We start from the raw sequence: 13043 nt of genomic DNA, 5'->3' as shown, positions 1-13043 counted from the left end.
GTTTCCGCATGACCACGACCCGCTTACCGGCGGCGGCGGACATCGCCCGACCCGCCCACCGCGACCCCAACGTCCTGCGCTGGCTCGGCGCGTACGCCTCCTCGGCGATCGGCGACAACGTCTACTACATCGCCCTGTCCTGGGCGGCCGTCCGCGCCGGCACCCCCGCCCAGGCAGGGCTGGTGATGTCGCTCAGCGCCGTACCCCGGGCGCTGCTGATGCTGGGCGGGGGAGTGATCGCCGACCGGTTCGGGCCGCGCCGGGTCGTCATCGGCAGCGACACCGTGCGCTGCGCGGCCGTGCTCGCGGTGGCCCTGCTGCTGTTCGCCGCCGAGCCCGGACTGTGGCCGCTGACGCTGCTCGCCCTGCTCTTCGGCGCCGTCGACGCCGTCTTCATGCCCGCGGTGGGGGCCCTCCCCGCCCGGATCACCCGTCGGGACCAGCTGGCCCGGGTGCAGGGCATGCGCGGCCTCGTCGTCAAGCTCGCCCATGTGGTGGGCGCCCCCCTGGGCGGCCTCGGTGTGGCGCTCGGCGGTGCCGCCACGGCCTTCGGGATCGCCGGACTGCTCATCGCGGTCTCGGTGCCGCTGCTGGTCTCGGTACGGGTGGGCGAGCTGCCGCCCGACGGCTGCGGCACCCGGCCCGGCGCCCGGCAAGACCTGCGCGCGGGGCTCCGGTACATCCGGCGGCACCGGGTGCTCGGGCCGCTCCTCCTGGTCGTCGCCCTCGGCGACCTCGGGTTCGTGGGGCCGCTCAACGTGGGCCTGACGCTGCTCGCCGACCGGCGCGGCTGGGGCGCCTCCGGCGTCGGCTGGGTGCTCGCCGGGTTCGGGATCGGCGCCGGGGCCGCCTCCCTGCTGCTCGCGGTCCGGGGCCGGATACCGCGCGCCGGGCTGGTGCTGTCGGTCACCATCGTCGGCGGCGCCGGCGCCATCACGGCGCTCGCCCACGTCCCCTCGGTCCCGGCCGCCGTCGCCGCCGCAGTGGTGATCGGCCTGCTGGCCGGGCTGAGCGGCGCCCTGTGCGGGGCGCTGCTGCAGACCGAGTCCGACCCCGCCTGCCTGGGCCGGGTCACGGCCGTGTCCAGCCTGGTCAGCCTGGGTGTCGCGCCGCTCACCATGCCGCTGGTCGGCGCCGCGATCGGCGTGTGGGGCACCGGCCCGGTGTTCACGGCCTGTGCCGCCGTCTGCGCGATGGCGGGCGTCGTCGGCCTCGGGTCGTCCGCGGTGCGCCGCGCGGAACTCTGAGGTCTCAGATGCCCAGCTGCTTGCTGTCGTGCAGGCGGTCGATCGCGTCCGCGTCGCCGTCCAGGTCGACCTTGGCGGCGCGCTGGCGGCCGTAGAGGAAGAGGAGGAGTTCAGAGGGCTCGCCCGTCACCGTCACCACCGGGGTGCCGCGGTGGGCGACCACCGTCTGGCCGTCGGGGCGGCGCAGGACGAGGCCCGTGGGGACGGAGCGGCCCATGAGGCGGGCGGTGCGTTCCAGGCGGGACCACAGGGCGTCCTGGAAGACGGGGTCGAGGACGCGGGCGGACCAGTCGGACTGGGCGCGGCGGACGTCCTCGGTGTGGACGTAGAACTCGACGGTGTTCGACATCTCGTCGATCTGCTTGAGCGCGAAGGGGGAGAAGCGCGGCGGGCCGGTGCGGATGAGCTGGATCAGCTCCTCGTACGGCTTCGCCGTGAACTCGTCCATCACTCTGTCCAGGCGCGGCGCGAGCTGCTTGATCAGGATGCCGGTGGCGGCGTCCGGGCGGCGCTCCCGCACCACCACGTGCGCGGCCAGCTCACGGGTCTGCCAGCCCTCGCACAGGGTGGGGGCCTCCGGGCCCAGAGCTTCCAAGAGGTCGGCGAGCAGGAGCCGTTCACGCTTGGCAAAGGTCGACATGCGGTTCAGCCTACGACCGCCCGGACGAGTCCGCCCACCCGTCACCCGGCCACCACCCCTCGACGAGGCGCTGCGCGCCGCCTTGCCCAACCAGTGGACGCCGGGCCGGGACTGTCTGCGGCGCGCGGCACAATGGCATCCATGACCAGCACGCCGCCGCCCAGCAGCCTCGACCCGGAGATCGCCGCGCGCCTCAAGCGCAGCGCGGACGGGCTCCTGCCCGCCATCGCCCAGCAGTACGACACCGGTGAGGTGCTCATGCTCGGCTGGATGGACGACGAGGCGCTGCACCGCACGCTCACCACCGGCCGCTGCACCTACTGGTCGCGCAGCCGCCAGGAGTACTGGGTCAAGGGCGACACCTCCGGCCACTTCCAGTGGGTGAAGTCCGTCGCCCTGGACTGCGACGCGGACACCGTGCTGGTCAAGGTCGACCAGGTGGGCGCCGCCTGCCACACCGGCGCGCGCACCTGCTTCGACGAGGACGTGCTGCTCAAGGACGCCGGCGTACCGGCGCCGGGTCAGTGAGGACGGCGGCCATGGACATCGAGACGTTCCGCAAGCTCGCCACCGACCGCCGGGTCATCCCCGTCACCCGCAAGCTGCTCGCCGACGGCGACACCCCGGTCGCGCTCTACCGCAAGCTGGCCGCCGAGCGCCCCGGCACCTTCCTCCTGGAGTCCGCGGAGAACGGCCGCTCCTGGTCCCGCTACTCCTTCGTGGGCGTCCGCTCCGCGGCGACCCTCACCGCGCGCGACGGGCAGGCCCACTGGCTGGGCACGCCGCCCGTCGGCGTCCCTGTCGACGGCGATCCGCTCGCCGCGCTGCGCGCCACCATCGAGGCGCTGCACACCCCCCACCAGGAGGGCCTGCCGCCCTTCACCGGCGGCATGGTCGGCTACCTGGGGTACGACATCGTGCGCCGGCTGGAGAAGATCGGCCCCGGCGAGCGGGACGACCTGCGGCTCCCCGAGCTGACCATGCTCCTCACCAGCGACCTCGCGGTGATGGACCACTGGGAGGGCTCCGTCCTGCTGATCGCCAACGCGATCAACCACAACGACCTGGACACCGGCGTCGACGAGGCCTACGCGGACGCGATCGCCCGCCTCGACGCCATGGAGGCCGACCTGTCCCGCGCGGTCGCCCAGCCGCCCGCCGTCCTCCCGCCCTCCGAGCTGCCCGAGTACACCGCGCGGTGGGGCGGCCCCGAGTTCCGGACGGCCGTCGAGGACATCAAGGAGCGCATCCGCGCGGGCGAGGCCTTCCAGGTCGTCCCCTCGCAGCGGTTCGAGACGCCGTGCACGGCGAGCGCGCTGGACGTGTACCGGGTGCTGCGGGCCACCAACCCGTCGCCGTACATGTACCTGTTCCGCTTCCACGGCTTCGACGTCGTCGGCTCGTCCCCCGAGGCGCTGGTCAAGGTGGAGGACGGGCGGGCCATGGTCCACCCCATCGCCGGCACCCGCTGGCGCGGCGCCACCCCGCAGGAGGACCAGGCCCTCGCCGACGAACTCCTCGCCGACCCCAAGGAACGCGCCGAGCACCTGATGCTCGTCGACCTGGGCCGCAACGACCTGGGGCGGGTCTGCGAGCCGGGCTCGGTCGAGGTCGTGGACTTCATGTCCATCGAGCGGTACTCGCACGTCATGCACATCGTCTCCACGGTCACCGGCAAGGTCGCCGCCGGCCGCACCGCCTTCGACGTGCTCACCGCCTGCTTCCCGGCGGGCACCCTCTCCGGCGCCCCGAAGCCGCGCGCGATGCAGATCATCGACGAACTGGAGCCGTCGCGGCGCGGCCTGTACGGCGGCTGTGTCGGCTACCTCGACTTCGCGGGCGACTCCGACACCGCCATCGCCATCCGCACCGCCCTGCTGCGCGACGGCACCGCCTATGTGCAGGCGGGCGCCGGCATCGTCGCCGACTCCGACCCGGTCGCCGAGGACACCGAGTGCCGCAACAAGGCCGCCGCGGTCCTCAGGGCCGTCCACACGGCCAACCGGCTCGGTGAGTAGGGCGCGTATCACGTGAACCCCGGGTGACGGTTCGCCCGGGGTTCAGGCGATAGTGGAGTACGTGACTGCCGTACCTCACCCCCGTACCGAAGCCGCACGACCCGCGCGGGCCGGACGCCGGAGTCTCGCCATCGCGCTGCTGTGCGGCGCGCTCGGCGCGGCCGTGGCGCTGCTGGCCACCCGCCAGCAGTGGTCGGAGGGCACCGCGACGGTGGCCGGCGGCGCCTTCCCCCTGACCGCCAAGGGCAGCGACGTCACCGGCGTCCCCGCGGCCCTGGCCATAGTGGGCCTGGCCGCGCTCGTCGCCGTCTTCGCCGTCCGCCGGGCGGGCCGGCTGCTGGTCGCGGCGCTGCTCGCGCTCTGCGGCGTCGGCACCGTCGTCTCCGCCGTGCTCGGCGCCTCGGACAGCTCCGCGCTCGACGAGCAGGCCGCCCGCGTCTCCGGCGACACCTCCGCCACCGTGCACGCGCTCAGCCACTCCGCGTGGCCGTACGTCGCGGCCGTCGGCGGCGCCCTGATCCTGCTGGCCGGGCTGCTCGCCCTGCGCTACGGCCGGCTGTGGCCCGCGATGTCCGGCCGCTACGAGCGCTCCGGCGCCCCCCGCCCGCGCCGCGCCGCGCCGGCCGTCGACCCGGACCGGCCCGAGGACCTGTGGAAGGCCCTGGACCGCGGCGAGGACCCGACCGGCACCGGACCGGCCTGACCGGCCTGACGTCCGGCGGGGCGCCGACGCCCCGGACCGGCGCCCGGATGTGGCGAAACAGACGCGACGCCGGGGCCACCCCCGCGCACGGCACGCGCACGCGTACGGGACAATGGACGACGAGCGCGAGGCTCACACACGCACACGGCTACGAGGAGCAAGCAATGGCGGACAGCAGCCACGGGCACGGTCACACCCCGGCCGCCTGGACCGGTGTCATCATCGCCTTCATCGGTTTCACCGTCGCGGGTGCCTTCATGGTGATGGCCAACCCGATGGGCTTCTGGGGCGGCATGGCCATCGTGCTCCTCGGCGGTGTCGTGGGCGGCGTGATGCGCACCATGGGCCTGGGCATGCCGAAGTCGCAGCCCCTGAAGATGGTCCAGGGCGCCACCACGGTGAAGCCGGCCGCCACCGCGACCCGTGAGCCCGTCGCCGCCGAGAGCTGACCGGCGCGACACAGCGCGGCGTACTTCGTCGAGGGGCGGCCCACGGGCCGCCCCTCACGCGTGTCCGGGGCCCCGCGAGGCACAATGCGAGGCGTGAGCGCCGACACCCCCAGAACGACACCGGCCGCGGGCCGGCTGGCCGTGCCCGCCGGAGTGCTGGCGGCCGTCGCCGGGGCCTTCGCGTACGTCGGGGCCGTGGACCCCAACGAACCCGGCCACTACCCGGTCTGCCCGCTGCTGCGTCTCACCGGCTTGTACTGCCCCGGCTGCGGCGGGCTGCGCAGCGCGCACGCCGTCGTCCACGGTGACCTCGCGGCGGCGCTCCAGGCCAACGCGGTGGCGGTCGCCGGTTACGCGCTGTTCGCCGTGGCGTGGACCGTCTGGGTGGTCCGCGCGGCGCGCGGCCGGCCGCTGCGGCTCGATCTGCGGTCCGCGCACCTGTGGGCCGTCGGCGCGTTGGTGCTGGTCTTCACGGTTGTCCGGAACCTGCCGTTCGGTGGCTGGCTGCATCCTTGATCACCGGACGGATGTCCAGGTACTGGGACCGGCGTCAACCGGATGCGGGGCCTTCGCCCCATCCCGGATACCATCGCTATGACCATAGGTTTCGACCGACCGCTGTGACAGTCAGCCGACTGGAAGGGGGCCGCTCGCGTGAGTGTGCTCGACGAGATCATCGACGGAGTCCGTGCCGACCTCGCGGAGCGGCAGGCGCGCGTCAGCCTCGACGAGCTCAAGGAGCGCGCGGCGAAGGCGCCCGCCGCCAAGGACGGGGTCGCCGCGCTCAAGGGCGACGGCGTCAAGGTGATCTGTGAGGTCAAGCGTTCCAGCCCGTCCAAGGGCGCGCTGGCCGCGATCGCCGACCCCGCGGGCCTCGCCGCGGACTACGAGGCGGGCGGCGCGGCCGTCATCTCCGTCCTCACCGAACAGCGCCGCTTCGGCGGCTCGCTCGCCGACCTCGAGGCGGTCCGCGCGCGCGTCGACATCCCGGTGCTGCGCAAGGACTTCATCGTCACCTCGTACCAGCTGTGGGAGGCCCGCGCGTACGGCGCCGACCTCGCGCTGCTGATCGTCGCCGCCCTCGACCAGTCCGCGCTGGAGTCGCTGATCGAGCGTGCCGTCTCCATCGGCCTCACCCCGCTCGTCGAGGTCCACGACGAGGAGGAGGTCGACCGCGCGGTGGACGCCGGCGCCAAGGTCATCGGTGTCAACGCGCGCAACCTCAAGACGCTGGAGGTCGACCGCGGCACCTTCGAGCGGGTGGCCCCGGAGATCCCGGACCACATCGTCAAGGTCGCCGAGTCCGGTGTGCGCGGCCCGCACGACCTCATCGCCTACGCCAACGCCGGCGCCGACGCCGTCCTGGTCGGCGAGTCCCTCGTCACGGGCAAGGACCCGAAGGCGGCCGTCGCCGACCTGGTGGCCGCGGGCGAGCACCCCGCACTGCGCCACGGCCGGGGCTGATCCTTCGCTAGGCTGACCGACGATGACCCCTCCGATCACCGAGACCGCCAGGGACCCGTACGCCCGCCTCGCGCGCGGCTGCCGGCCCCGTGGCTGCCGTGCCCCCGCCCGCCGGGTGCACGGCCGCCGGGTGCGGTACGTCATCGGTGACGAACCGGGGCAGGTCAACGGCCGTCGATGGCAGCAGGGCTTTCGGGGACGCGGGGAACTGCGCGAAAAGCCACAGACGACCTGAGGCCATACGACAAGCCCCGCCCCCACGGCGAACAGTGTCTCTTCACCACACTCACCGTGAGGCTCAAGCATGCCCAGCAACTTCTTCATCCCCGATCCGGAGGGCCAGGTTCCGAGCGCGGACGGCTACTTCGGCGCGTTCGGCGGCAAGTTCATCCCGGAAGCCCTCGTCGCGGCGGTCGACGAGGTGGCCGTGGAGTTCGACAAGGCCAAGAACGACCCCGAGTTCGCCCGTGAACTCGACGATCTGCTCGTCAACTACACCGGCCGTCCCAGCGCCCTGACCGAGGTGCCGCGGTTCGCCGAGCACGCCGGCGGTGCCCGGATCTTCCTCAAGCGCGAGGACCTGAACCACACCGGCTCCCACAAGATCAACAACGTGCTCGGCCAGGCCCTGCTCACCAAGCGCATGGGCAAGACCCGCGTCATCGCCGAGACCGGCGCCGGCCAGCACGGCGTGGCCACCGCCACCGCCTGCGCCCTGTTCGGCCTCGACTGCACCATCTACATGGGCGAGATCGACACGCAGCGCCAGGCCCTCAACGTGGCCCGGATGCGCATGCTCGGCGCCGAGGTCATCGCCGTGAAGTCCGGCAGCCGCACCCTGAAGGACGCCATCAACGAGGCGTTCCGCGACTGGGTCGCCAACGTCGACCACACCCACTACCTGTTCGGCACGGTCGCCGGCCCCCACCCCTTCCCGGCCATGGTCCGCGACTTCCACCGCGTCATCGGCGTCGAGGCCCGCCGCCAGCTCCTGGAGCGCGCCGGACGCCTGCCGGACGCCGCCATCGCCTGCGTCGGCGGCGGCTCCAACGCGATCGGCCTGTTCCACGCCTTCATCCCGGACGAGGGCGTCCGCCTCATCGGCTGCGAACCCGCCGGGCACGGCGTCGAGACCGGCGAGCACGCGGCGACCCTGACCGCCGGCGAGCCCGGCATCCTGCACGGCTCCCGCTCCTACGTCCTCCAGGACGACGAGGGCCAGATCACCGAGCCGTACTCCATCTCGGCCGGCCTGGACTACCCGGGCATCGGCCCCGAACACTCGTACCTCAAGGACAGCGGCCGCGGCGAGTACCGCGCGGTCACCGACGACGCGGCCATGCAGGCACTGCGCCTGCTGTCCCGCACCGAGGGCATCATCCCCGCCATCGAGAGCGCCCACGCCCTGGCCGGCGCCCTGGAGGTCGGCCGGGAACTGGGCCCGGACGGGCTGATCGTGGTCAACCTGTCCGGCCGCGGCGACAAGGACATGGACACCGCCGCGCGCTACTTCGGCCTGTACGACACCGACGCCGAGGTCGCGGCCGACGCCGCCGACGTCGCCGAGATCGAGGGGGACGCCAAGTGAGCGGGAACGTCCAGCTGCTGACCGACACGCTCGCCGCGGCGAAGGCCGAGGGCCGCTCCGCCCTCATCGCCTACCTCCCGGCCGGGTTCCCGACCGTGGACGGCGGCATCGAGGCGATCAAGGCCGCCCTCGACGGCGGCGCCGACGTCGTGGAGGTCGGCCTGCCGCACAGCGACCCCGTCCTCGACGGCCCGGTCATCCAGACCGCCGACGACATCGCCCTGCGCGGCGGCGTGAGGATCGCCGATGTGATGCGGACCGTCCGGGAGACCCACCAGGCCACCGGCAAGCCGATCCTCGTCATGACGTACTGGAACCCCATCGACCGCTACGGCGTCGAGCGGTTCACCGCCGAACTGGCCGAGGCGGGCGGCGCGGGCTGCATCCTGCCCGACCTGCCCGTCCAGGAGTCCGCCCTGTGGCGGGAGCACGCCGAGAAGCACGGTCTCGCGACCGTCTTCGTGGTGGCGCCCAGCAGCAAGGACAAGCGGCTCGCCGAGATCACCGCGGCGGGCAGCGGTTTCGTCTACGCCGCCTCGCTGATGGGTGTCACGGGCACCCGCGAGTCGGTCGGCACGCAGGCGCAGAACCTGGTGGAGCGCACCCGCGCCACCACCGAGCTGCCGGTCTGCGTCGGCCTCGGCGTCTCCAACGCCGCGCAGGCCGCCGAGGTGGCCGGCTTCGCCGACGGCGTGATCGTCGGCTCGGCGTTCGTCAAGCGGATGCTGGACGCCCCGGACGACGCGGCCGGCGTGGAGGCCGTCCGCGCGCTCGCCGGTGAGCTCGCGCGGGGCGTGCGCCGACAGGCGTGACGGTCGCCCGGGTGACTCGCCGGGAGTAACAGAGCGATCGTCGTACGGGTCGCTCGAACGGGTGGTCCTGGAGCCGGGGAGGCGCGCTGCGTCTCCCCGGTTCGTTCTGCGGGTGTGAGCGAGAACAACCGTGACGGAAAGCGCACGGCCCGAGAGCGGCTGGCGGCGGAGCGCGCGAAGCAGAGGAACGCGGAGAGGCGACGGCGGGCGCTGATCGTGGGCGCGAGCGTCGTCTGCGTCCTGGGCCTCGCGGCGGTGATCGGCGTGGTCGCCGCCAACGCCGGCAAGGACGACGGCGGCGACAGCGCGGGCCCGGTCGTGGCCCCCTCGGGCGCCAACGGCGAGGACAGCCTCGTCATCCCGGTCGGCGAGAGCGGCGCCAAGTCGACGCTCACCGTCTGGGAGGACTTCCGCTGCCCGGCCTGCAAGTCCTTCGAGACGACGTACCGGCAGACGGTCCACGAGCTGACGGACGCCGGACAGCTCAAGGTCGACTACCGCCTGGCCACGATCATCGACGGCAACATGGGCGGCAGCGGCTCCCGGACCGCCGCCAACGCCGCGGCCTGCGCCCAGGACGCCGGCAAGTTCGTCGCCTACCACGACGTGCTGTTCGACAACCAGCCCCCCGAGACCGACGACGCGTTCGCCAAGACGGACAAGCTGATCGAGCTGGCGGGCAAGGTCGACGGTCTCGACACGCCCGCGTTCAGAAAGTGCGTCGAGGACGGCACCCACGACAGCTGGGTCGACAAGTCCGCCCAGGCGTTCAGCAACGGCGGCTTCCGGGGCACCCCGACCGTGCTGCTCAACGGCAAGAACATCTTCGACGACCAGACGATGACCCCGGCCAAGCTGAAGCAGCAGGTGCAGCAGGCCGCGAAGTCGTGACCGGGAAATGACGCCGGGCGACCGCCCGTTATGGACCCGTAGCCGGGCTGCCCGTCGCCGGGCCGGTCCGGCACGGTAGCGTCGACCTTGCCATGGAACTTGCCTACATTCCCAGCCCGTCGCGCGGGGTGATCCACCTCGGACCCGTTCCGCTGCGCGGCTACGCGTTCTGCATCATCATCGGCGTGTTCGTTGCCGTCTGGCTCGGCAACAAACGCTGGATCGCCCGCGGCGGGCGGGCCGGCACGGTCGCCGACATCGCGGTCTGGGCGGTGCCGTTCGGCCTGATCGGCGGCCGGCTGTACCACGTGATCACGGACTATCAGCTGTACTTCAGCGAGGGCCGTGACTGGGTGGACGCCTTCAAGATCTGGGAGGGCGGACTCGGCATCTGGGGCGCCATCGCCTTCGGCGCGCTGGGCGCGTGGATCGGCTGCCGCCGCCGCGGCATCCCGCTGCCCGCCTACGCCGACGCCGTCGCCCCGGGCATCGCCTTCGCGCAGGCCATCGGCCGCTGGGGCAACTGGTTCAACCAGGAGCTGTACGGCCGGGAGACCGACCTGCCGTGGGCGCTGCACATCACCTCCACCGCGGACGGCCGGATGCCCGGCTACTACCACCCGACGTTCCTGTACGAGTCCCTGTGGTGCGTCGGCGTCGCCCTGCTGGTGATCTGGGCCGACCGGCGCTTCAAGCTGGGCCATGGCCGCGCGTTCGCGCTGTACGTCGCCGCGTACTGCGCGGGCCGGTTCTGGATCGAGTACATGCGCGTGGACGACGCCCACGAGATCCTGGGCCTGCGCCTGAACAACTGGACCGCGCTGGTCGTCTTCCTGCTCGCCGTCACCTACATCGTGCTGTCGGCGAAGAAGCGGCCCGGCCGTGAGGACGTCGTGGAGCCGGGGGCGCAGCCGTCGGACGGCGACGGTGACACGGCGGCGAAGACCGAGGACGGCGGCGACGCCGGGACCGAGGACGCCGAGGCCGAGGGCAAGGACACGGACGCCGAGGGCAAGGACGCGGAAGCGAAGGACGAGGCCGGGTCGGCGAAGCAGAGCTGACGGCGGCTCCCACGTCACCGAGGGCGCCGGGAGATCTTCCGGGCGCCCTCTCGGCGTCCGCGCCGGCCGCCGGCGATCAGAGCCGGTGGGCCAGTGCCAGGGTCCGCTGCGCCGCCACCACCACCGCCGCGTCGATGAAGGTGCCGTCCTCCAGCGCCTGGGCGCCCCGCTCCAGGGCCGCCGCCTTCAGGACGGTCTCCGCCTGCTCGATCTCCTCGTGGGTGGGGAGGTAGGCCCGTTCGATGATGGGCAGCTGCCGGGGGTGGATGGCCGCGCGGCCCAGGAAGCCGAGCGCGCGGCCGTGGGCGCAGGAGGCGGCCAGGCCCTTCAGGTCCCGGGTGTCGGGATGGACCGACTGGGCCGGGGGCGGCAGGCCGGCCGCGCGGGCCGCGACGACCACCCGGGAGCGCGGCCACTCCAGGCCCGCGTCGTCCCGTACCCCGAGGTCGGCCCGCAGGTCCGCCTCGCCGAGCGCGATACCGCGCAGCGCGGGGTGGGCGGCGGCGATGGCGAAGGCGTGCTCCACGCCGAGGGCCGACTCCAGGAGGGCGTACAGCGCGGGGGCCCCGCCCTCGGCGGGTGCCGCGTGCTCGGCGATCCGCACGATCTGCCCGGGCGCGGTCACCTTCGGCAGGCGCAGCCCCGACACCCCGGGCAGACCGGCCATCGCCCGCAGGTCGGCCGCGGCGAGCGGACCGTCGAGGGCGTTGACCCGGACGTGGACCGGCACCGGCTGCGGCTCGGCGAGCAGCTCGGCGGTGGCCGTACGGGCGTACTCCTTGCGGTCCGGGGCGACCGCGTCCTCCAGGTCGACGATCACCACGTCCGCGCCGCTGACGAGGGCCTTGGCGACGGTGCGGGGATGGTCGCCGGGGGCGTACAGCCAGGTCAGCGGGATCACAGCGCGCCCTCCGCGCGCAGCGCGGCCAGTTCGTCCGGGGTCAGGCCCAGTTCGGTGAGGACCGCGTCGGTGTCCGCGCCGTGCGGGCGGCCGGCCCAGCGGATCGCGCCGGGGGTCGCGGACAGCCGGAAGAGGACGTTCTGCATGCGCAGCGGGCCCAGCTCGGGATCGTCGACGGTGGTGACGGTGTCGAGGGCGGCGTACTGCGGGTCGGTCATCACGTCCCGTACGTCCTGGATGGGGGCGATGGCCGCCTCCGCCTTCTCGAAGGCGTCCATGACCTCGGCGCGGGTGTGCCGGGCGATCCAGCTGCCGACCGCCTCGTCGAGGACGTCGGTGTGGCGGGCGCGGTCGGCGCCCGTGGCGAACCAGGGTTCGGCGATCAGCTCGGGGCGGCCGACCAGCCGCATCACCCGCTCGGCGACGGACTGGGCGGAGGTGGAGACGGCGACCCAGGTGCCGTCCGCCGTGCGGTAGGTGTTGCGCGGCGCGTTGTTCTGGGAGCGGTTGCCGGTGCGCGGCTGGACGTGACCCAGCTGGTCGTACCAGAGCGGATGCGGGCCGAGGACGGTCAGGATCGGCTCGATGATCGCCATGTCGACGACCTGGCCCTCGCCGGTGTGCTCGCGGGCGGCGAGCGCGGTCATCACGGCGTACGCCGTCGCCAGCCCGGCGATCGAGTCGGCGAGGCCGAACGGCGGGAGCGTCGGCGGCGCGTCCGGCTCGCCGGTGATCGCGGCGAAGCCGCTCATCGCCTCGGCGAGGGTGCCGAAGCCGGGGCGGCGGGCGTACGGCCCGAACTGGCCGAAGCCGGTGACCCGGGCCAGCACCAGCCGCGGGCTGGCGGCGGACAGCTCGGGCCAGCCGAGGTCCCACTTCTCCAGGGTGCCGGGGCGGAAGTTCTCGACGACGACGTCGGCGGTCGCGGCCAGCCGCAGCAGGGTGGCGCGGCCGCCGGGCTTGGACAGGTCGAGGGTGATGGTGCGCTTGTTGCGGCCGAGGAGCTTCCACCACAGGCCCACCCCGTCCTTGGAGGGGCCGTGGCCGCGGGACGGGTCGGGCCGGGTGGGGTGCTCGACCTTGACGACGTCCGCGCCGAAGTCGCCGAGGAGGGTGGCGGCGAGCGGGCCGGCGAACAGGGTGGCGAGGTCGAGGACGCGCAGACCGGTCAGCGGGGGTGCCTGGGTCATGAGGTGAACCCGGCCTCGATCTCCTGGCGGGACGGCATCGACGCCGACGCGCCCTTCTCGACGTAGGCGACGAGGTCCA

General features: G+C 73.5%; 15 protein-coding genes. 12 read left to right on the top strand and 3 right to left on the bottom strand.

Translation table 11 applies throughout. The annotated features are described in order from the left end of the window. Window positions 1-8 precede the first annotated feature (8 nt). Complete coding sequence (locus AMK31_RS24620) at window positions 9-1247, top strand: MFS transporter (protein WP_073942812.1); 1239 nt, start codon at window positions 9-11, stop codon at window positions 1245-1247. Between the two features lie 4 nt (window positions 1248-1251). Here the strand turns inward: AMK31_RS24620 and AMK31_RS24615 are convergent, their stop codons facing one another. Continuing rightward, entirely contained in the window at window positions 1252-1887 is a 636-nt protein-coding gene (locus AMK31_RS24615) for a TIGR03085 family metal-binding protein (RefSeq protein WP_073942811.1), read from the bottom strand. Between the two features lie 141 nt (window positions 1888-2028). On the opposite strand from AMK31_RS24615, the gene hisI reads away from it, so the two are divergent. The 11 genes from hisI (at window position 2029) to lgt (ending at window position 10873) form a co-directional block, all read left to right on the top strand. Continuing rightward, on the top strand, window positions 2029-2415 hold the full coding sequence (hisI, locus tag AMK31_RS24610; RefSeq protein ID WP_107468710.1) for a phosphoribosyl-AMP cyclohydrolase: 387 nt from the start codon (window positions 2029-2031) through the stop codon (window positions 2413-2415). A gap of 11 nt (window positions 2416-2426) precedes the next feature. Beyond that, window positions 2427-3905, top strand: coding sequence for an anthranilate synthase component I (locus AMK31_RS24605; RefSeq protein WP_073942809.1), 1479 nt, complete (start codon window positions 2427-2429; stop codon window positions 3903-3905). Between the two features lie 52 nt (window positions 3906-3957). Next, entirely contained in the window at window positions 3958-4608 is a 651-nt protein-coding gene (locus AMK31_RS24600; protein ID WP_073942808.1) for a TIGR02234 family membrane protein, read from the top strand. Window positions 4609-4772: 164 nt separating this feature from the next. Continuing rightward, window positions 4773-5057: an HGxxPAAW family protein gene (locus tag AMK31_RS24595; protein ID WP_073942807.1), complete on the top strand. Its 285-nt coding sequence runs from the start codon at window positions 4773-4775 to the stop codon at window positions 5055-5057. Between the two features lie 84 nt (window positions 5058-5141). Further along, complete coding sequence (locus tag AMK31_RS24590) at window positions 5142-5573, top strand: DUF2752 domain-containing protein (protein ID WP_073942806.1); 432 nt, start codon at window positions 5142-5144, stop codon at window positions 5571-5573. A gap of 138 nt (window positions 5574-5711) precedes the next feature. Next, window positions 5712-6521, top strand: coding sequence for an indole-3-glycerol phosphate synthase TrpC (trpC, locus tag AMK31_RS24585; RefSeq protein WP_073942805.1), 810 nt, complete (start codon window positions 5712-5714; stop codon window positions 6519-6521). A gap of 22 nt (window positions 6522-6543) precedes the next feature. Further along, window positions 6544-6756 (top strand): tryptophan biosynthesis modulator TrpM, encoded by a 213-nt coding sequence (trpM, locus tag AMK31_RS24580; protein WP_073942804.1) that lies wholly within the window; start codon window positions 6544-6546, stop codon window positions 6754-6756. A gap of 69 nt (window positions 6757-6825) precedes the next feature. After that, the gene (trpB, locus tag AMK31_RS24575) at window positions 6826-8109 is read left to right on the top strand and encodes a tryptophan synthase subunit beta (protein WP_073942803.1); all 1284 of its coding nucleotides are present in this window, start codon (window positions 6826-6828) and stop codon (window positions 8107-8109) included. Next, window positions 8106-8921, top strand: a complete 816-nt coding sequence (gene trpA / locus AMK31_RS24570; protein ID WP_073942802.1) for a tryptophan synthase subunit alpha — start codon at window positions 8106-8108, stop codon at window positions 8919-8921. Before trpB ends, trpA begins: the two co-directional genes overlap by 4 nt. A gap of 114 nt (window positions 8922-9035) precedes the next feature. After that, a complete protein-coding gene (locus AMK31_RS24565; protein ID WP_073942801.1) occupies window positions 9036-9812 on the top strand; it encodes a thioredoxin domain-containing protein in 777 nt (258 codons plus the stop codon). A gap of 92 nt (window positions 9813-9904) precedes the next feature. Then, the gene (gene lgt, locus AMK31_RS24560; RefSeq protein ID WP_073942800.1) at window positions 9905-10873 is read left to right on the top strand and encodes a prolipoprotein diacylglyceryl transferase; all 969 of its coding nucleotides are present in this window, start codon (window positions 9905-9907) and stop codon (window positions 10871-10873) included. A gap of 76 nt (window positions 10874-10949) precedes the next feature. Here lgt and AMK31_RS24555 read toward each other — a convergent pair whose 3' ends face one another. Beyond that, window positions 10950-11774 (bottom strand): HpcH/HpaI aldolase/citrate lyase family protein, encoded by an 825-nt coding sequence (locus AMK31_RS24555; RefSeq protein ID WP_073942799.1) that lies wholly within the window; start codon window positions 11772-11774, stop codon window positions 10950-10952. After that, on the bottom strand, window positions 11771-12964 hold the full coding sequence (locus AMK31_RS24550) for a CaiB/BaiF CoA transferase family protein (protein WP_073942798.1): 1194 nt from the start codon (window positions 12962-12964) through the stop codon (window positions 11771-11773). The genes AMK31_RS24555 and AMK31_RS24550 overlap by 4 nt, the downstream gene beginning before the upstream one ends. Window positions 12965-13043: the final 79 nt, after the last annotated feature.

Origin of the sequence: Streptomyces sp. TSRI0107, from assembly GCF_001905845.1 — a bacterium.
In the GTDB taxonomy this organism is placed as follows: Bacteria; Actinomycetota; Actinomycetes; order Streptomycetales; family Streptomycetaceae; genus Streptomyces.
The sequence above is the reverse complement of the archived record's forward strand: the minus strand, read 5'-3'. Positions and strand labels throughout refer to the sequence as shown.

Coding starts and splice junctions, on each gene's coding strand:
- lgt (WP_073942800.1), top strand. CDS start 9,905: ATGGAACTTGCCTACATTCCCAGCCCGTCGCGCGGGGTGATCCACCTC.
- hisI (WP_107468710.1), top strand. CDS start 2,029: ATGACCAGCACGCCGCCGCCCAGCAGCCTCGACCCGGAGATCGCCGCG.
- AMK31_RS24620 (WP_073942812.1), top strand. CDS start 9: ATGACCACGACCCGCTTACCGGCGGCGGCGGACATCGCCCGACCCGCC.
- AMK31_RS24615 (WP_073942811.1), bottom strand. CDS start 1,887: ATGTCGACCTTTGCCAAGCGTGAACGGCTCCTGCTCGCCGACCTCTTG.
- AMK31_RS24550 (WP_073942798.1), bottom strand. CDS start 12,964: ATGACCCAGGCACCCCCGCTGACCGGTCTGCGCGTCCTCGACCTCGCC.
- trpB (WP_073942803.1), top strand. CDS start 6,826: ATGCCCAGCAACTTCTTCATCCCCGATCCGGAGGGCCAGGTTCCGAGC.
- AMK31_RS24590 (WP_073942806.1), top strand. CDS start 5,142: ATGCGAGGCGTGAGCGCCGACACCCCCAGAACGACACCGGCCGCGGGC.
- trpM (WP_073942804.1), top strand. CDS start 6,544: ATGACCCCTCCGATCACCGAGACCGCCAGGGACCCGTACGCCCGCCTC.
- AMK31_RS24595 (WP_073942807.1), top strand. CDS start 4,773: ATGGCGGACAGCAGCCACGGGCACGGTCACACCCCGGCCGCCTGGACC.
- AMK31_RS24605 (WP_073942809.1), top strand. CDS start 2,427: ATGGACATCGAGACGTTCCGCAAGCTCGCCACCGACCGCCGGGTCATC.